Source organism: Shewanella piezotolerans WP3, from assembly GCF_000014885.1.
GTDB classification, from domain to species: Bacteria; Pseudomonadota; Gammaproteobacteria; order Enterobacterales; family Shewanellaceae; genus Shewanella; species Shewanella piezotolerans.
In genome coordinates this window covers 1,923,991-1,943,676 of record NC_011566.1, presented here as the reverse complement: position 1 = coordinate 1,943,676, position 19,686 = coordinate 1,923,991, and the positions used below count along the sequence as shown (strand labels likewise).

Here is a 19,686-nt window from a genome sequence, read left to right as displayed (position 1 = left end):
TATCATTCTCATTCAAGTGCATTTGTTCTAATATGCTTCGGCTTTTAACTTAATCAACTAAGGAACAACTATGCGTTATATCACTACGTTTATCGCCACTTTGGCACTCATGTTATTTAGCAGCACAAGTTTCGCAAACGAGTGTGAATTATCAATTTCAGCAACGGATACGATGCAGTTCGATAAAAAGCAGCTATCGGTACCTGCTAGCTGTAAAGAAGTTACTCTCACGTTAACTCATAGCGGCCAATTGCCTAAATCTGCAATGGGGCATAACTGGGTGCTGAGTAAAGCTACTGATATGCAAGCAATTGCAAATGAAGGCATGGCCGCTGGCGCAGGCAATAACTATGTAAAACCTGGAGATACAAGAGTCATCGCTCATACCGACATTATTGGCGGTGGCGGTTCAACCAGCATTACCTTTAGCATCACAGATTTAGATCCAAATGGTGACTATCGTTTCTTCTGCTCTTTCCCTGGCCATTGGGCGATTATGCAGGGTGGCTTCAGTATTAAGTAAGCTATCGATCACATAGGAAGCTAAGATTAAACCGCCATTGTGGCGGTTTTTTATTTTTGTTTATTAACAAATCGATTACTATTAAACTTATTGCCATATCTTAATTGGAAGAAAACATTGCATGGCCGCAAAGAATAAAGTTAAAGGATTTACACTGATTGAGTTAGTGGTAGTCATTATCGTTTTAGGCATTTTGGCCGTGATCGCTGCGCCAAAGTTTGTTGATTTTAAACGTGACGCTGAGATCAGCCGCGTAAAAGCGATAGCAGCCTCATATCAACAGGCTATCACCTTCAGCCACACTCGCTGGCAAATAGTCGGTGGCAATGACCCTATGAATAATCTGCCTGGCTATGCTGGTGATGAACTTGATATGAATGCTAATGGCTTCCCTTTAGGTATTGATAAGGGCGAACCTATGGGACAACCAACCAATATTGGCCAAGGAGAGCAAGGCTGTGTTGATTTGTGGAATACCTTAATCGAAGATCCCGCTAGCGTATCACTATCCAGTGTCGACAATGGCAGTGACTTTCAAGCCTATCGCCACCAAGCTGATAGTAATCCTACAGGGCTAACCGAATGTAGCTATGTGCTACGCACACTCAATGACACTGCAGGCCGTGAAACAGCAGAAATAAAAATAGTTTATGACTCAGTTGCGGGTACCGTTAACAGTGTCATTAACAGCAATTAAAGTTTAGTCGATGAGATCCAATCAAACAGGCGCCATTTATCTGTAATCTAAAGCAGTTAAATAACGCCGTTTAATCTAATTAGCAGAAATGGCGACGGGTTCTACCCAAGCTTGAGTGCCATATAATGGTACTGTAGACAAGGCATGCTTATGACTACCATTAGTCTCTTTGGTCGAATATGACAAGTAAAGTAAGGTTTGATTCTCTGCATCATAAATACGGCGTACTTTAAGCGTCTTGAATAAAACACTCAATGAAGCTTTAAACACCACTTCGCCATTTTTACTCTTATCGATGTCGGCAATATCAGCGGCAGAGATAGGCCCAGTCTGACGACAAGATATGCTCATATCAGATGGATCAGCCAAGCTGAGATTGGCTTCGATACGGCTAATATGACATGTCACACCTGCCACTTTGGGGTCATGACGGGCATCAATAATCACATCTTTGGTGGTAAACAAGCCTAGGCTTACCTTGCCAACATCATCACCGCATCCCGCTAAAGTAGCGCTGGCAATAATCCCAAGCAATCCCGCTTTTAATAACGCTAACTTTTTCATCACTTTTCCTTATTAAAATTGCTGATTCACCCGCAAGTAAGTCGCTGAGCATTTATACCAATTGCATTAAGTATTTGACCAGTTCAGAGCCCCTCAGCCTTTTCAATTCAAAGCGCATTGGTAAAGAAATGGTTATTCCCTTTTAAGCCAATGCAAAGCAGAAGTGGAAAGACTGAGGGGCTCACGAAGTGCGGGTTTCAAAACGCTGTATGCTTCGCTATGGGATTTGGATATAGAATAACTATTAGCTCAAATTCCACTACTTGCCTACAGCGTTTTGAATTCCCGCTGAATGGTCAAACTTTTAATGCAATTGGTATTAGCTTACCTTTAAACCAATCTGTATAACAAAGCGCTACGCAAATACTCTTTGCGCCCAACGGGTTAACCCAGCCGTCACACTACCAAAGTGATCGCCAACCACAATCGGAATATCAGGGAATAAACCTGAAATCCTGCGGTATATGGCAGGGCTACGAGCCGTTCCCCCTGTAACGTAAATTCTGTCGGGCTTAACCCCTGATGTTTCCAATGCTTCTCGCATCAGCGACTCTACTTTACTCAGTGGCATGGTAATCGCATTTTCAAAATCAACTTCTGTCACCTTGGCATGCAACCCTGCATGGACAAAGCTCAGAGGTGTATCAATGCTGTCTTCGCTAGAAAGCGCTATTTTACTTTGCTCTGCACTACGAACCAATTTATAGCCTAACTGCTCTTTTTGCACCTTTAGCAAACGCGTTATTAATTCCGGTTGTTGTGCATCTTTAATTAACTCTTCAATGAGCTTTTTGGAGTTCAAAGCAGCGAAATCTCGCTGGGCGCTAATGTCATTGACAGCTACAGCATTCCAAAATGGTTTACTTGGCACTGGTAGCTTATTGACCATTAAGCTGCCTAAACCAAGGTGCGGCATGAATGCGGCCATTGACAGTGCAATATCAAGGTCATTTCCACCAATACGCTGACCACTATGACCTAGAAAGTCCTGGCTTCGATCTGCACTCTCAATATGATTAGGCCCCATTTTAACCATAGAGCAATCTGTAGTACCACCGCCCACATCGACCACTAGCACAGTGACATCTTCATCTAATGAAGCTTCATAGTCCATTCCAGCTGCGAGGGGTTCAAAGAGAAAGTCCACATCAATAAAGCCAGCACGTTTAGCCGCTAAAGATAAAATAGCTTCTGCTTGTAGATTGCTTTGCTCACCGCCTATTCCTTGAAAATTAACAGGACGGCCAATGACTGCGTGGGTAATCACGCTATTTTCACGCATATTTTTTTCAGCAACCGCTTTAATATGCATCATCATTAAGGTGACAATATCTTCAAATAATGCGATTTGGTTGTCTCTAAGCCCTGTCGCACCGAGGAATGATTTAGGCGAGCGAACATAAAAGCCTTCGTCAGGCATCTCGAGATAAGCTTCTACTGCTGCTTCGCCAACGAATACAGCTTGCTCATGGGGTAACAGATCTAGCTCACGGCGCATGGATGCGGCGCGGCTCAATTGAGCCGAGCGTAATCGGGTATATTCTGCCTTTTGATCTGTGGGGAGTTGCTTCAGTACCTCTTCGGCAATTAGCTCTCTGTCCATCGCATATAACGTTGAAGTTAAATACTTAGCATCACCACTAAGCGGGACTAAACAGACCTCTTCACCTTGCATAATACCAATCGCGCAATTGGCACTACCATAGTCAAATCCAACAAACATGAGTCTATCCCGTTAATCGTAAAAAAGCCGTGAAAAATAGCACAGTTAATCGGATGCAAAAAGCGTTATTTTTAAAAAATAATTCTAAGAGCAATTTCTACTCAGGCTTAACAAACTCATAAGCAGAAAAAGCTAAAACAGAACATATCCAGCCCCTTCTGCTTAGCAATTAGCTTGCAAGCGTTTCACAATTCAAACCGTGGCAACCCAGTGTTATTGACAAAAATAGACTAAACTTAAAGCACTCCCCTTAGCCGATATAGGAACTCGACTAAAGCATTCACTAAGGTGTGTTTATGCATGGCTGGAAGCTAGCCCTATTAGTGATCCTGACAGCCCTACTTTGCATGGGAGTGCAAAGTGCGGATGAAAATACGCTTGGCACTGAAATCCCCGTAGTTAGCGTTAAAGGCGCAATTGGGCCTGCGGTTGGTAAACAGCTAACAGCTGAAATTAACGCAGCCAATCAACAGCACAATGTGCCACTGATCATTATCACTTTAGATACACCTGGCGGCTTAGTCTCTAGTCTACGATCGATCAATCAAACGATTTTAACCTCCGATATTCCCGTTGCTTGTTTGGTATACCCTAAAGGCGCCAGAGCCGCGAGTGCTGGTACTTACATGTTATACGCGTGTCATGTCGCTGCGATGGCAACGGCTACAACTTTAGGAGCTGCAACACCTGTGCAAATGGGGCCGAGCGCTCCCTCCCCCGATAAAATAAATCCAGCAGATAAAGAGGGAGATAACACACCTGAAAACCCTAGCCCCTCCGCTATGGAGAAGAAAATCCTTAATGATGCCATCGCCTACATACGCTCGTTAGCGCAGCTACGCGGCAGAAATCAAGAGTGGGCAGAACTCGCGGTAACAGAAGCTGCCACATTAACCGCAACTGAAGCGTTAGCGCTAAATGTGATTGATTTGCTCGCAGAGTCACCGCAGCAACTGGTCAGGAACTTAGATGGCAAGGTGATTGAGTTTGGCGATGTAGAAATGACTTTAAATCTAAAAGGCGCTGCCTTAGTGAATAAACAACCAAGCTGGCAACATCAGTTTATCGCCACCATCACTAATCCCAATATTGCTTATATTTTAATGATCATTGGTGTCTACGGTCTGTTACTGGAGTTTTATAGTCCAGGTATCGGTGTCGCTGGTATAACAGGGGCTATTTCACTGATTATCGCCCTTTATGCATTCCAAATGTTGCCATTGAGCTACGCAGGGCTCGCTTTGCTAATGTTAGGAATCGTATTGCTCATAACCGAATCTATGGTCCCCAGCTTTGGCATATTTGGCGTGGGAGGCATTGCTGCATTTGTCGTCGGTTCTATATTTCTATTTGACACACCTCAACCACAATTCCAAGTATCGCCAATTCTGATCGCCAGCATTGCTTTCATTAGCTTACTATTTTTCGTGTTCGCATTAGGTTTTATTTTGCGCATGAGAAAAAACGCCGTAGTAACTGGGCAAGAGGCGATTATCGGTGCCGATGCGATTGTTATCGACAACTTTAAAGGCCATGGTTTTGTATTGTTAAACGGTGAACGTTGGCATGCGATTAGCTCGCAAGCACTCAGAAAAGGTCAGTCCGTTACTGTAAACGACATCAACGGCCTGTCGTTAACAGTATCGACAGTTGATCCTAAGGAGACTTCTAATGGAACCACTCATCACTAACGGCACGATATTCACAGGGGTAATGTTATTTATTGTTATCTCACTACTGCTCAGCGTATTTAGGATCTTAAGAGAGTACGAAAGAGGCGTTATTTTCCTTTTAGGTCGCTTCCAGCAAGTAAAAGGGCCGGGATTGGTCATTGTCATTCCATTCATCCAACAGATGGTCAGAGTTGATTTAAGAACCGTGGTGATGGATGTGCCGAGCCAGGATGTGATCAGCCGCGATAATGTCTCGGTAAGGGTCAATGCTGTATTGTATTTTCGAGTCATTGACTCCCAAAAGGCAATTATAAATGTCGAAGACTTCCTACAAGCAACATCGCAACTGGCACAGACCACATTGCGATCTGTCTTGGGTCAGCATGAGCTTGATGAAATGCTCGCTAACCGTGAGATGCTCAACGCCGACATTCAAGGCATTTTAGATAGTCGAACAGATGATTGGGGCATTAAAGTCTCTAACGTCGAGATAAAGCATGTTGACCTTAACGAGACAATGATAAGAGCCATAGCCCGCCAAGCTGAGGCAGAAAGAACACGTCGTGCAAAAGTGATCCATGCATCTGGCGAGATGGAAGCATCCAGTAAGCTCGTTGAAGCAGCGACCACGTTGGCCACAGAACCCAACGCAATCTTATTGAGATACCTTCAAACTTTGACTGAAATTGCCGGGGAGAAAAATTCTACCATTCTGTTCCCTCTGCCGATGGACTTGCTTAATGGTGTGATGAATACTGATGAAAAGTCGGCATTGTTTGCCAAAAAGAAAGCTGTTGAAACGAGTAACAAGCAGTAAGCAGTAAGCAGTATAGAGGCAGCCTAATGGCTGCCTCTAATTAACTGGAGTGTAAACTATACACTTTTTTCATTTTGGGATTTTTTCAACTGCTCTTTCTTAGCTCTACGAGACTCAATCACGGCACTCACATCGCTACCAATATGAGCTTCGCCACGCTGTTTTGACAGCTGAACTTGACGTTCGCGCTCTAAAAATCGCTCACGCTGTTTATCGGTAACTTTATCGATGCAGTGAGGGCAACTAACCCCTTGTTCAAACTGCGATGAAGCTTTTTCGGCTTCAGTGATAGGCATGCGGCAAGCATTACATTGGTCATACTGCCCTTTTTCAAGATCATGATTAACCGCAACACGATTATCAAATACAAAGCATTCACCTTGCCACATGCTCTCTTCCTGTTTAACTTCCTCAAGGTACTTTAAAATGCCACCTTCAAGGTGATATACGTCCTCAAAGCCCTGTTCTTTAAGGTAAGCTGTTGATTTTTCACAGCGGATACCACCAGTGCAAAACATAGCAACCTTCTTATGTTTTGTAGGATCGAGGTTTTGTTTAACGTATTCAGGAAACTCTCTAAACGTTGCAGTTTGTGGATCAAGTGCATTCTCAAAGGTGCCGATTTTGACTTCGTAGTCATTGCGAGTATCGACGAGCAGTACTTCAGGATCAGAAATCAACGCGTTCCAATCTTTCGGCTTAACATAAGTACCCACCACTTCATTGGGGTCAATCCCTTCAACGCCCATGGTAACAATCTCTTTTTTGAGTTTAACCTTAGTACGGTAAAAAGGCATGTCATCGTCAAAAGACAGTTTATGTACAATATTATCAAGCCCTGGCTGAGTCGCTAACCATGCAAGTAATGCATCAATTGCGCTTTGAGAACCAGCCACTGTGCCGTTTATCCCCTCTTTCGCAAGCAGTAACGTTCCCTTAATGCCAGATTTTTCCATGACAATCAATAATGGCTTTTGGATCCGTTCAAAGTCTGGCAGAGAGACAAACTTATACATGGCACACACAACAACTTTTGACATACAAACCTCATTTATACCAATAAGTATAAGAAGTTGATCTACTCAGAGTGTTTTTTGGCGAACGAGTTCAAGGCGGATAATGGCCATAATGGTTGTTCCCTTTTGCCTTTATCCAACGCCGAAGTAGGAAGCCCAAAACACTCCTTACAGGCGAGTTTTAGCGACTTTGATACTGCGTTAATGAGCTTGAGCGTAGAATAACTATGCGCTTCACTCAAAGCCTTGCCTCAAAACCGCTAAACTCTCGCTGAGCGATCAAATCTTTATTCTTATTGGTATTGCTGCTAGCTGAAGCTTAATCTTCAGTGCATTGACGATAGCAGCGGCAAAAACGTGAGCCACCACTCAAAATTAACCGCGAATTCTACCTGAATCACATCACTACAAACAGGTACAAAAAGTAAGGCCTTTATGGTTCGATAAGCCCCGCTCGTTATTGCTTGTATATAAATGAGCGCATACACGCTATAAGCTCTTTACTTAGGAGGCTGCGAGATCTGTTAATTTTGATTGTTATTTCAGTGTAGGCGGTTAAAAATGGGGACATCGATTTATTCAAAATAGTTTATCCAAAATAAATAATATGACCTTACCGACATTGTACTCATTTAGACGCTGCCCTTATGCAATGCGCGCTAGACTCGGAATATACCTAGCAAATAGAGCTGTTAGCTTACGTGAAATAGTATTGAAGCATAAACCTGAAGCAATGCTTGCCCTGTCGCCAAAGGGCACTGTGCCTGTATTGATATTACAAAATGGTACTGTAATTGAGGAGAGCTTTGAGATCATGTGTTGGGCGCTTTCACAAAGTGACCCGAACAATCTGTTACTGGCTAATAGCAATAAGAAGCAAGAAGCAGCCAAAGCGTTAATTGAATATAACGATCAGGTCTTTAAATCTTGGTTGGATAAATATAAATACGCCGACCGTTTTCCTGAGCACAGTCAGCAGTATTACCGTCAACAAGGTGAGTTATTTGTACAGCAATTAGAATCCTTACTTGATAAACACCCACAGCTGTTGGATCAAGCGCCCTGCATTGCGGATTACGCCATCTATCCTTTCATCAGACAATTTGCACATGTTGATAAAGCTTGGTTTGAGCAAACAGACTATAAAAATGTACAGCAATGGTTAGCAAACCATTTACAAAGCGAAGCGTTTACCACAATCATGCAAAAATTTCCTACTTGGCTTGAAAGCGAACAAGAGTTTGTCTTTGGTGGGGAAAAGTAGCGCGACTAAACGCATTTAAAGGAGCATGAGCTCCTTTAAATGGCATGTAACACCGTTATTGCTTGTAAACTTTACCGCCTTTCATCACAAAATCTACATCAAGCAGCTGCTCAATATCCTTTAATGGGCTTGCGTTTGTAGCAATAATATCAGCGTACTTACCCACCTCTATGGTGCCTAATTTGTCACTCATGCCGATAAGATCTGCGCCGTTTACTGTTGCCGATTTTAAGATATCTGCCGTGGTCATTCCCCCCTGATACATCAACACCGCTTCTTGGGCATTAATTCCATGTTTAGACACGCCACTATCGGTGCCAAAAGCTATTTTTACACCTGCTTTATAGGAAGCATTAAAGTTATCGAGCATATCTGCGCCCACTCTGATCGCTTTAGCTTTAACTGGCGCGGCCATAAAGTCTGAGGTGTTCGCCATTTCCACCACGGTAGCGCCAGCAAGCAAAGTCGGAACTAAATAGGCACCTGATTTTTTAAACAGCTTTATCGACTCCTCATCGGAGTAACTGCCATGTTCAATACTATCTACGCCTGCACGTAGTGCAGCATTTATCCCCTTCGCGGCATGCGCATGACTGGCAACTTTTCGCCCCAGAGCATGGGCAGTTTCAACGATCTCTTTGAGTTCATTGTTGGTCATCTGCTGACCCGTTCCTGTATTAGTGTTAGATAACACGCCGCCTGTTGATGCAACTTTAATAGCATCGGCGCCATACTTAATCGCATTACGGGTCATTTTTCTACATTCAAAAGGACCATCACAGAGCATTTTCGATGACTTCATTGCCAAGAGATCTGGCGCCATTCCGTCAACATCTAAATGCCCGCCTGTAATCGAAATCCCTGCTGCGGCGATAATCCTCGGCCCATCAATCCAGCCTTTCTCTACACCGTCACGAAGGGCGTACATTTGTTCGGGCTCACTGAGTAGATCCCGCACGGTGGTAAAACCTGACATCAATGTTGTTTTGGCGTAATGAACGCTTTTCATCGCCACATCTGCATCTGACAATTTAACCGTATCGGCGATATTGTCAGGCCCTAGTTCCATCTGCAAATGCACATGCATATCCATTAAACCCGGCATCACGAAGCTATCACTTAAGTCGATAAGCGTGGCATCGCTAGCAAATTCATTGGCAGGAAGGAAACCCTTTTTAACAGCTGTAATCGCTCCCTCTTCAACCACCACTGTATAATTTTTTAACGGTGCTTTACCTGGAATAGATAATAACTCCCCGGCATGTATAACCTGAGTCTGAGCTAGCGCTGCCTGACTTATTGAGGCTGATATCATCAATGCAAGAAAGCTTATTCGGTTTGAAAGTTTAGACAGTTTCGGCTCAGTTTTTTTCATTGTAATTATCATCTTTAGTTACATTCAATCGTTATGAATATACCTAAATACGGTTTAATGTAAATGTAAGTTCACATAGTTTCACCATTTATATTACATGTGCTAATTTGACAGATAGCACAAAGAACACTCAAGAATATGAATGCCAAGCTCAGAGAAATAACAGACTTTGGCAAAATAAAGCACGGCTAATTTTAAGGGATAACAATGAAGATCGGCATCTATATAGCACTGATGATCGCACCACTTTCTACAACAATGGTCATTGCAGAAGAATCCAATGCTCAATCAAATTCTTCGCTTGCGAGTCAACCACCTAAAATTTTGCAGTTAGAAGATGTGTTTAACCTTGAGTATGCATCTAATCTTGAAATCAATAATAAAGGTGATGAGGTCTATTTTGTTCGCAATTATATGGACATACTCACAGACAAAAAATTGGGCAACATTTGGAAAGTCGACAAGGATAAAAACCTAACACCCGTAACCAACGGCTTACACTCCGACTTTTCCCCCGTCCTTTCACCTGATAATACCAAGCTTGCATATATCTCTACCGCGAGTGGCTCAGCGCAAATTCATATGCAGTGGTTAGAGACAGGTGCATCAGGCCAAATGAGTCATTTGGATCATGCACCATCAAATATCTCTTGGTCGCCCGATGGTAAATACCTAGCATTTACTCGCTTCGTCGATACACAAGCAAAATCAGTGGTTACTCTGCCCGGAAAGCCTAAAAATGCCAAATGGGCTAAACCCGCGGTATACGTTGATGAAATGTACTATCGCTTTGATGGAGCTGGTTTCACTAAGCCTGGTAATAGCCAAATATTTGTTATGTCCGCCGATGGCGGTGCTGCTCGGCAACTGACATATGGCACCACTGACCACCGTAGCCATTTGAGCTGGAGCAAAGATGGTCAGCAAATAATCTACTCAGCAAATACCCGCAATGACAGCGAGTTAGAATGGACTGACAGCAATATCTATACGCTTAATATTGCAAGTTTGCAAAGCACACCACTAACAAGCCGCAATGGACCTGATAATCACCCTATCGTCTCTCCCAATGGCAAGATGATTGCCTATTTAGGCTCTGATCAGAATTATAAGAATTACGAAAATACCGAGTTATATATTATGAACCTTGACGGTTCAGATAAGCGCTCCTTAACCGCTAACTTTGATCGTTCCGTCAATAGCATTCAATGGGCTAATAACAGTAAAGCTGTTTACATGAGTTACCACGATAGAGGTCAAACTTATGTGGCTTATCAACCCCTAAATGGTAAAAAAAGAATCGTTGCAAAAAATTTAGGCGGTTTGTCATTTGGACGGCCTTATACTGGTAGTGAATTTGACGTCTCCCAAAATGGGACTATCGCTTTCACTTATTCAGATCCGCAGCGTCCAGCAGATATCTCCATTAATCGTAAAGGCAGAACCAGCCAGTTAACGACGCTTAATAGTGATGCACTCGATCACAAAACCCTGGCGACAATCAAAGAGCTTAATGTGAAGTCATCTTTTGATGGCCGCAATATTCAAGCATGGGTAGCTTACCCGCCAGGTTATGCCGCAGAGAAAAAAGCAGGTAAAAAGTTTCCACTCATTCTTGAAATACATGGTGGCCCTGTCACCAATTATGGTCCACATTTTTCAGCCGAGATTCAGTTAATGGCCGCTAGTGGCTATGTTGTTGTTTATGCTAACCCGAGGGGCAGTGATAGCTACGGAAAAGAGTTTGCCCAAATCATCTATAACAATTACCCAAGTCAAGACTATGATGATCTTATGTCAGTCGTTGACGGAGTCATTGCAGAGGAATCGATTGATCAACAAGCCCTATTTGTAACGGGTGGTTCTGGCGGCGGCGTACTAACAGCTTGGATAGTCGGACATACTGACCGCTTCAAAGCCGCTGTGGTGGCAAAACCAGTAATTAATTGGTTTAGCTTTGCACTTACCACTGATATCTATCCGTTTGTGATAAAAAATTGGTTTGAAAAAATGCCATGGGAAGACCCCCAGCATTATATGGCATTATCACCTATAAGCTATGTAGGGAACGTGACAACGCCTACCATGTTGTTAACGGGTGAAGCTGACAAACGAACTCCCATCGCAGAAACAGAGCAGTTCTATCAAGCACTAAAACTGCGTAATGTTGATACGGCGATGGTAAGGATCCCTGATGCACCTCACGGGATCTATAAACGTCCGAGTAATTTGATGTCAAAAGTGGCGCATATTCTGTGGTGGTTTGATAAGTATCAACAACCAGAAAGCTAACGCCCTTCTGGCATTGAGCGAATATTTGAAAGAAGCTAACATCCACTTGTGGTTGTTAGCTTTTTGATATAACGCCCTCTGCGTTTTATCGCTCAGCCAGATAGCATCTTACATTACAATATATACCCATCCCACTTGAAAATGCTCGTTTCAGAGCTGTTGTGCTAGTTCAATGCTAGGCGTGTTAACGTGGAAATGGTTATTCCCTTTTAAGTTGCCGCAACAACGAAGTGGGCTTACACAACCCCTTCTTCGATGGGCGTTTCTTATATAAAAAGCATGGGCTTTACTCTGTGTTATTGATTTTACCAAGGGAGCGACCATTAGCTGCAATCAATGCCTCGACTACATGGCCTAGTATGTTCCTGACATGCTCAAGGCATTCCCTCCATCCCTGGAGGTCAGATGTAGGTGCTTAGGTTCGACATGGAGCAATGAACCTGTGACTAAAGCCCATTAAACGCCCACTCAATCCTGCATTTTCAGGTCGGATGGATATATTAAATATCAGTACGTTATTAGATTGTAATCAAAGGAATGGTTACCACCAACAATCCTCCCATGCTCCAGTTGAAATAACGTCGGCGCTTAGTTGAATTGAGTTTGTCTTTTATTGCGGCACCTAAAATGACCCAAGTAAAAGAGGCTGGGAAGCCGACAATATTAAACACTAACAAGCCGAGTAACGCGCTTGCCCAGTAACCATCACCACTAACAGTAAACGCGGTACAAAGCGTAATCGTCGCCATCCAGCTTTTTGGGTTTATCCATTGAAACAACGCAGCCTCTGTCATTGACACCGGTTTTCTGTCAAACGCGTCATAAGTATTATCTACCGGCAGAGTCATAACCCGATACGCTAGAAATAACAAATACATGATCGAAACAACTTTCAACAAAGAATGCAGCAGCGGCCAAGTTTGGAACAAGCTACCAAGGCCGAATAATATTGCGATATGTAATGATGTTTGCCCAACACGGATCCCGAAAATATGCGGCAATGTTTGTTTCACACCGAAATTAGCCCCAGATGTGGCCAGTAATACATTGTTAGGCCCAGGTGTCATCGTCATTGTTGCGCAAAATATTGCCGCCGACACCATTAACGTAAATAGTGAATCCATATCCATCTCCAAACTTTATTGTACGCATACAATTATTGACACAATTAGCTTTACTGGTGCATAGTAATCGATACAAAAAGCATATCAATGGTTTTATTGTCATGGGTACAATTTGGGTTCCAACGCTCGATAATTTCAAAGGCCCCTTGTATGTTCGCTTAGCCGAAGCCGCAGAGTTGGCAATTAAGAACGGTCAACTACCACCGGAGAGTAAGCTTCCGCCACAGCGGCAACTGGCTGATAAAGTCGCTGTAACAGTAGGCACTGTGACTCGCGCTTATGCTCTGCTTGAGCAACGCGGTTATGTGTACGCCAAAGTTGGGGCTGGTACCTTTGTAAAAGGCTCCCACTATCAGTCAAAACCGGAATCAGCAAACTTTGCAACTTGCGAGCAACCGCTTACCAATCAAATAAGTATCGTAAGTGATGCATTAAGCGAGCTGGCTAAAGAGCCACATACGATTGGCCAGCTCATGCAATACCATGCTGACCCGCTGCCAGAACATCAGCTCAAATTCAGCCAGTGGCTACATGGACGTCAAATACCACAAACTGCGGCTCAAATCGTTTTTAGCCACGGTGCCCAACAAGGTATTTTTGCGGTATTGAATGGATTGATGAATGCGGGTGAATACCTGCTGTGTGAAGAAAACTGTTACCCTGGAATAAAGGTCGCAGCGCAGCAACTCGGGATCAATATTGAGAAAGTGACCTTGAGTGAAGAAGGATTGAACCTTGATGAGTTAGAACGTCAAATAGTGCGCTATAAACCCAAGGCTATTTATCTAACCCCTAACAATCAGAATCCAACGTGTATTCAATACAATCTGCAACAAAGACAAACCATTATTGCTTTTGCACGCCAATATGATGTTGTCATTATTGAAGACGATGTTAACTATTGTTTGCCTGAAGAGTGGCACACGCCGATGTGGTGTTTGGACCAAGCAACCAGCGATGATGAACAGCAGCAAAAGGTGGTTTACCTATCTAGTTTATCGAAGCTGTTTTGTGGTGGACTGCGGCAAGGTTTCCTGCTTTGCCCACTACCGTTACTGGCTAAAATTAAACAGGCGCTTTATAGCCAATGTTGGATGGTGTCGCCCCTTAACACCGAACTTGCCTGCCGAATTATTAGCAATAAAGCCTACATGGGAGAACGAGAGCAGCAAATCGCGCAAAGACAACAACAATGTATCGCGATGGGCGAGCGTTTAAAATTAACTCACACATGGCGCGGCCTCAATGGCTGGTTGAAGCTTGCTCTGCCACTTAAATCTCATCATGTTGTCGCAGCACTAGCCGCCGAAGGCATATTAATTCGTGATGGCGACGACTTTGATAATCTTCATAATCATATTCGACTCAGCATTGGTGGCACATGCGACGAAATAGAGTTTAAAAAGCAGCTCGAGTTGATTGAATCTACGATTTTGAAACTAAGCCAAAGCAGCTATTCATTTGTTTAGATCTAGCGCTACGATCATTTTTGGACAATTTAAAGCCATCAAAAAGCGCAGTTTTGCTAAACTGCGCTTAAATTTTTAATCAAGTGAAGCGTTACCGATTACATCTGTTGGTCAACTCTGACATAACCTTTGAGGTAAACCACTCGAACCTCATCATTGACGTTAAAAATCATCCCTTGATCTAAGTCTTGAATAACCATAACTTGCTCGCCACTGTCCAGAGTAATCATCATTTCGACTAATTTAAGCTCTTGGTAATATGAGCTATCACCGTAACGATTACCTATACCTGCACCTAAAAGCGCGCCTAGTACCGTTGCGACATCTTGGCCAGAGCCACCACCGAATTGATGCCCTATCACACCACCAATAAGTGCACCGCCAAATGTTTTCCAACCCGTATTTTGGTCTTCGACGAGTTGCTTTTCTGTAATATTCCTGACTGATTCTACTTGACCAAATTCAACTTTTTCAACAGGAACGGCTTGATTGCGATCATAAGGCGCTGCGTTGAGTTGAGCGATGCTCAAAAACAAACTGAGAACTATAAAAACAATAAGATGAGGTTTCAACATAGGCTTTTTTCCGCTAACTTAAAGGTATGTACATTGCCTAATTTTACTCAATTGTGAACTCACTGTCCTATTTAAATCAAGATCAACAAAGTTTTCCGCCACCAGAGCAAGCACTGAGCGACCCGAACGGGTTACTTGCAGTGGGTGGCGATCTGCAGCCAGAAAGGCTGTTAAACGCTTATTACAACGGGATATTCCCATGGTTTAATCAAGATGATCCGATACTGTGGTGGTCACCCGATCCTCGCGCTGTTTTTGCACCAGGAAATTTGAGAGTTAGCCGCAGTTTAATCAAATATCTAAAGAAGCAATCATGGACTTTTAGTATCAATAAACAGTTTCCAGCTGTTATTCGAGGCTGCGCGGCCCCCAGAGCTAAGCAAGAGGAAACTTGGATTTCTGACGACATCCAGCAGGCGTACCTTAGTTTGCATCAGCAAGGCCATGCACATTCAATTGAGGTGTGGGAAGACGATATCCTCATAGGCGGGCTTTATGGGCTCGCCATTGGCCAAGTCTTTTGCGGCGAATCGATGTTCCATCTTCGCACTAACGCCTCTAAAGCTGCTATGATCGTATTACAACAGCACCTTTTGCGATGTGGTTTTAAACTTATTGATGCGCAGGTTGAGAATCCCCATTTAGACAGTTTGGGGGCTAAATCTATAAAGCGTAAAGACTTTCTCACATTGCTTAAGCACTTAAGAGACGGCGACGTTAACCCTGATAGCTGGTTAACTACAGAGGTACCGATTGAACTCTAAATCAAGACCTATCACGGTTGGCAGAACCAAAACCTTTCCTTGTAGCTATCTAGATGAGCAACAGGAACAACTCTTAGTATTACAAGAGGAGATCATTGATGCTGGATTGTTTGAACAACTGCTGGCGTTAGGGTTTCGCCGCAGTAGTAGTATGATCTATAAGCCCCAATGCCCCCATTGCACAGCTTGTTTACCGATTAGGCTCGAAATTGACGAGTTCAAACTGTCGAAAAGACAAAAACGTACTCTGAAAAATAACCAAGATTTAAATTGGAAAATAGTCGACCATAAAACAGATGAGCAGTATGCCCTCTATGAGCGCTACGTTAATACCCGTCATGCTGATGGCCCTATGTTTCCAGCAACGCCTGAGCAGTATGATAGTTTTGCGACAGCAAGCTGGACGCAACCACTATTTATCGAGCTGTCGATTGATGACAAGTTAATTGGCGTAGCCGTCACCGACGTGCTACCCAACAGCTTATCTGCTATCTACAGTTATTTTGACCCTGATGAACATAAGCGCTCTTTGGGAAGTCTGCTAATCTTATTGCAGACTAAGATAGCTAAGATGATGCAAAAGCAATTCTTGTACTTGGGTTATCAAATTGATGAATCAAGGAAGATGAATTACAAACGAGACTACCGACCTCATCAAATTCTCACCCACTCGGGCTGGGTTACTGAGATTGAGATCAAAAACATAAGCAAATAAACAATAACGTCTCTACAGCCGTGATTCACTCAACCTTTTCTTTACAGCGAGGTGAATTTGCGGCATGATACGCCCGTTTTTAATATTTGAAGGCTAAACAGGATAACTGATTAATGGCGAAAGAAGACAACATTGAAATGCAAGGCACAATCCTTGAAACCTTGCCAAATACAATGTTTCGTGTAGAACTTGAAAATGGTCATGTCGTAACGGCACACATTTCAGGAAAAATGCGTAAAAACTATATCCGTATTCTTACGGGTGACAAGGTAACGGTTCAGCTGACCCCTTACGATTTGAGCAAAGGACGCATCGTCTTCCGTTCACGCTAAGTTATTATTAGCCTATAACGTATTTAAAAAGCCGGCTTGCGCCGGCTTTTTGTTGTCTGTTATTTGAGTAATGCTAACCTGTAATACCAATTGCATTAAAAGTTTGACCATTCAGCGGGAATTCAAAACGCTGTAGGAAAGTAGTGGGATTTGAGCTAATAGTTATTCTATATCCAAATCCCATAGCGAATCATACAGCGTTTTGAAACCCGCACTACGTGAGTTCCTCAGTCTTCCCACTTCTGCTTTGCATTGGCTTAAAAGGGAACAACCATTTCTTTACCAATGCGCTTTGAATTGAAAAGGCTGAGGGGCTCTGAACTGGTCAAATACTTAATGCAATTGGTATAAAATAGCGACTAAAGAGTGAAGCCAGTGTCTAGTACCAATCAATATAAAATTTTAATCGCTCAGCGAGAGTTTAACGCCTCTGAGTAGATCAACTTCTTATACTAGATTGCTATAATTATCGACTTCACTCCTGTTGCAGCACTAATGCATGGCTTTCTCTTGTGATTGCGCTTCAATTACAATCTCATCGCCCTTAACATCAACACGAGCAATACCGCCTTTCACTAGATCACCAAATAGAATCGCATCCGCAAGTGGACGTTTAATTAAGTCCGTCACAACTCGCGACATAGGTCTTGCCCCCATCGACTTATCGTAACCCTTTTCAGCTAGTAGCGTTCTTGCCTCATCACTGACCTCAAGTGTTACAGACTTATCATCTAATTGTGCCTGAAGTTCAACTAGGAACTTATCAACCACTTTAGCGATAACGGTCATATCGAGGTGATTAAACCAGATAATCGAATCTAGACGGTTGCGGAACTCAGGTGAAAACACCTTATTGATTTCCGACAGCGCATCTTGAGTGTGATCTTGCTGCTTAAAGCCTATCGATTTACGAATAGTCTCCTGCACACCAGCATTAGTGGTCATCACTAAGGTCACATGTCTAAAATCGGCTTTGCGGCCGTTATTGTCCGTTAACGTCCCGTGATCCATCACTTGCAGTAGCAAGTTATAAACATCTGGATGGGCTTTTTCTATCTCATCGAGCAATACCACACAGTGTGGATTTTTAATGACGGCATCGGTTAACAGGCCACCTTGGTCGTAACCCACATATCCAGGAGGCGCACCAATAAGACGCGACACGGTATGACTTTCCATGTACTCAGACATGTCGAATCTGACTAGACTCAGTCCGAGGCATTTTGCCAACTGACTGGTCACCTCTGTTTTACCGACACCAGTAGGACCTGCAAACAAGAAGCTACCCACTGGCTTATTTTCGCCACCAAGTCCACTTCTAGATAGACGAATCGCGGAGCTAAGCCCCTCAATCGCCATATCCTGACCAAACACTACCATCTTAAGGTTACGCTCTAGATTCTTAAGCATATCCTTGTCAGAGCTCGATACCGACTTCTCTGGAATACGCGCCATTTTAGCGATGATAGTTTCAATTTCGCTTTGGCCAATAGTCTTTTTGCGTTTGCTAACAGGTAACATCGCCATACGGGCACCCGCTTCATCGATAACGTCAATGGCTTTATCAGGCAAGTGTCTATCATTAATGTGCTTGTCAGATAATTTCGCAGCAATACTCAATGCCGCCATGGTATAGCGAACATTGTGGTAGTCCTCGTAGGTCGACTTTAACCCTTGGAGGATTTTAGTCGTCTCAGCGACAGACGGTTCATTGATATCCACTTTCTGGAATCGACGAGCCAGGGCACGGTCTTTCTCAAAAATACTTTGGTATTCTTGGAAGGTTGTAGAACCCATGCAGCGTAAATTACCGCTCGATAATAATGGCTTTAATAAGTTTGACGCATCCATTACGCCGCCAGAGGCAGAGCCTGCGCCAATAATGGTATGGATTTCATCAATAAACAAAATCGCATGTTCATCATTTGCCAGCTCTTTGAGTAAACCTTTAAAGCGTTTTTCAAAGTCACCACGATACTTAGTACCTGCTAGCAATGCACCAAGATCAAGTGAGTATACCGTAGCTTCACTCATTACCTCTGGCACTTCTTCTTTTACGATACGGTAGGCAAGCCCTTCAGCTATCGCCGTTTTACCGACTCCAGCTTCACCCACTAATAACGGGTTATTCTTACGACGACGGCACAAAGTTTGAATAGAACGCTCTATCTCTTCACTTCGGCCAATAAGCGGGTCTATTTCACCTTTTTTAGCTAACTCATTCAGGTTAGAGGTAAATTGCGACAAAATACTGCGCTCTTCTTCTGTCTCAGTTTGATCTTCGATGCGATTTGGTTCAGCGTTGGTGTCAATATCTTCCTTGGAGAAACCATGTGAAATAAAGTTGACGACATCAAGGCGAGTGACTTCACCTGAGCGTAATAGATAAACGGCTTGAGACTCTTGTTCACTAAAAATGGCGACTAAGACATTGGCGCCAGTCACTTCATTGCGTCCAGATGACTGGACATGGAATACCGCTCTTTGCAGCACACGTTGAAATCCAAGTGTCGGCTGCGTCTCTTTCTCTTCTTCAGGATCAGCAATGATAGGCGTGGTTTGTTGAATAAAGCTCGAGACTTCGCCTCTGAGCTTATCGAGATTTGCTCCGCAAGCAACTAACGCCTCTTGTGCGGCCGGGTTATCGATTAATGCCAACAGTAGATGCTCAACCGTCATATATTCATGACGTGCATCCCTGGCTTGCTGAAAAGCCAGATTTAAGGTGACTTCAAGATCTTTATTTAGCATAAGCACCCCCAA

General features: G+C 43.4%; 17 protein-coding genes. 10 read left to right on the top strand and 7 right to left on the bottom strand.

Features of this window, described 5'->3' with window-relative positions; genetic code table 11:
- Window positions 1-70 precede the first annotated feature (70 nt).
- On the top strand, window positions 71-523 hold the full coding sequence (azu, locus tag SWP_RS08380) for an azurin (protein ID WP_020912028.1): 453 nt from the start codon (window positions 71-73) through the stop codon (window positions 521-523).
- 121 nt (window positions 524-644) lie between these two features.
- Window positions 645-1,220: a type II secretion system protein gene (locus SWP_RS08375; RefSeq protein WP_020912027.1), complete on the top strand. Its 576-nt coding sequence runs from the start codon at window positions 645-647 to the stop codon at window positions 1,218-1,220.
- A gap of 75 nt (window positions 1,221-1,295) precedes the next feature.
- Here the strand turns inward: SWP_RS08375 and SWP_RS08370 are convergent, their stop codons facing one another.
- Window positions 1,296-1,784, bottom strand: a complete 489-nt coding sequence (locus tag SWP_RS08370; protein WP_044555790.1) for a CreA family protein — start codon at window positions 1,782-1,784, stop codon at window positions 1,296-1,298.
- A gap of 355 nt (window positions 1,785-2,139) precedes the next feature.
- Entirely contained in the window at window positions 2,140-3,507 is a 1,368-nt protein-coding gene (gene yegD, locus SWP_RS08365; protein ID WP_020912024.1) for a molecular chaperone, read from the bottom strand.
- 296 nt (window positions 3,508-3,803) lie between these two features.
- Between yegD and SWP_RS08360 the strand changes: the two genes are divergently transcribed.
- Together SWP_RS08360 and SWP_RS08355 are read left to right on the top strand one after the other, a co-directional pair.
- Window positions 3,804-5,198: an NfeD family protein gene (locus SWP_RS08360; RefSeq protein WP_020912023.1), complete on the top strand. Its 1,395-nt coding sequence runs from the start codon at window positions 3,804-3,806 to the stop codon at window positions 5,196-5,198.
- A complete protein-coding gene (locus tag SWP_RS08355; RefSeq protein WP_020912022.1) occupies window positions 5,179-5,997 on the top strand; it encodes a slipin family protein in 819 nt (272 codons plus the stop codon). The genes SWP_RS08360 and SWP_RS08355 overlap by 20 nt, the downstream gene beginning before the upstream one ends.
- A 56-nt stretch (window positions 5,998-6,053) precedes the next feature.
- On the opposite strand, the gene trhO is transcribed toward SWP_RS08355, so the two are convergent.
- On the bottom strand, window positions 6,054-7,037 hold the full coding sequence (gene trhO, locus SWP_RS08350) for an oxygen-dependent tRNA uridine(34) hydroxylase TrhO (protein ID WP_020912021.1): 984 nt from the start codon (window positions 7,035-7,037) through the stop codon (window positions 6,054-6,056).
- A 583-nt stretch (window positions 7,038-7,620) separates the two neighbouring features.
- Here trhO and SWP_RS08345 point away from each other — a divergent pair.
- A complete protein-coding gene (locus SWP_RS08345) occupies window positions 7,621-8,277 on the top strand; it encodes a glutathione S-transferase (protein WP_020912019.1) in 657 nt (218 codons plus the stop codon).
- Window positions 8,278-8,332: 55 nt separating this feature from the next.
- Here the strand turns inward: SWP_RS08345 and SWP_RS08340 are convergent, their stop codons facing one another.
- Window positions 8,333-9,652 (bottom strand): metal-dependent hydrolase family protein, encoded by a 1,320-nt coding sequence (locus SWP_RS08340; protein ID WP_079891925.1) that lies wholly within the window; start codon window positions 9,650-9,652, stop codon window positions 8,333-8,335.
- Between the two features lie 258 nt (window positions 9,653-9,910).
- Here SWP_RS08340 and SWP_RS08335 point away from each other — a divergent pair, with 258 nt between their 5' ends.
- Window positions 9,911-11,944 carry a S9 family peptidase gene (locus SWP_RS08335; protein WP_420804968.1) on the top strand — a complete coding sequence of 678 codons (2,034 nt, stop codon included), beginning with the start codon at window positions 9,911-9,913 and terminating at the stop codon, window positions 11,942-11,944.
- 518 nt (window positions 11,945-12,462) lie between these two features.
- Here SWP_RS08335 and SWP_RS08330 read toward each other — a convergent pair.
- Complete coding sequence (locus SWP_RS08330) at window positions 12,463-13,068, bottom strand: LysE family translocator (protein ID WP_143711182.1); 606 nt, start codon at window positions 13,066-13,068, stop codon at window positions 12,463-12,465.
- Window positions 13,069-13,169: 101 nt separating this feature from the next.
- Between SWP_RS08330 and SWP_RS08325 the strand changes: the two genes are divergently transcribed.
- Window positions 13,170-14,537, top strand: coding sequence for an aminotransferase-like domain-containing protein (locus SWP_RS08325; RefSeq protein WP_044555788.1), 1,368 nt, complete (start codon window positions 13,170-13,172; stop codon window positions 14,535-14,537).
- Window positions 14,538-14,635: 98 nt separating this feature from the next.
- Here the strand turns inward: SWP_RS08325 and SWP_RS08320 are convergent, their stop codons facing one another.
- Window positions 14,636-15,112 carry an outer membrane lipoprotein gene (locus SWP_RS08320; RefSeq protein WP_020912013.1) on the bottom strand — a complete coding sequence of 159 codons (477 nt, stop codon included), beginning with the start codon at window positions 15,110-15,112 and terminating at the stop codon, window positions 14,636-14,638.
- 53 nt (window positions 15,113-15,165) lie between these two features.
- On the opposite strand from SWP_RS08320, the gene aat reads away from it, so the two are divergent.
- From aat to infA, 3 genes are all read left to right on the top strand, one after another.
- Window positions 15,166-15,876, top strand: a complete 711-nt coding sequence (gene aat, locus SWP_RS08315) for a leucyl/phenylalanyl-tRNA--protein transferase (protein ID WP_020912012.1) — start codon at window positions 15,166-15,168, stop codon at window positions 15,874-15,876.
- Window positions 15,866-16,591 carry an arginyltransferase gene (locus SWP_RS08310; protein WP_044555787.1) on the top strand — a complete coding sequence of 242 codons (726 nt, stop codon included), beginning with the start codon at window positions 15,866-15,868 and terminating at the stop codon, window positions 16,589-16,591. Before aat ends, SWP_RS08310 begins: the two co-directional genes overlap by 11 nt.
- Before the next feature lie 113 nt (window positions 16,592-16,704).
- Window positions 16,705-16,923, top strand: coding sequence for a translation initiation factor IF-1 (gene infA / locus SWP_RS08305; protein ID WP_005500725.1), 219 nt, complete (start codon window positions 16,705-16,707; stop codon window positions 16,921-16,923).
- Window positions 16,924-17,415: 492 nt separating this feature from the next.
- Here the strand turns inward: infA and clpA are convergent, their stop codons facing one another.
- Window positions 17,416-19,674, bottom strand: a complete 2,259-nt coding sequence (gene clpA, locus SWP_RS08300) for an ATP-dependent Clp protease ATP-binding subunit ClpA (RefSeq protein WP_020912010.1) — start codon at window positions 19,672-19,674, stop codon at window positions 17,416-17,418.
- Window positions 19,675-19,686 lie beyond the last annotated feature (12 nt).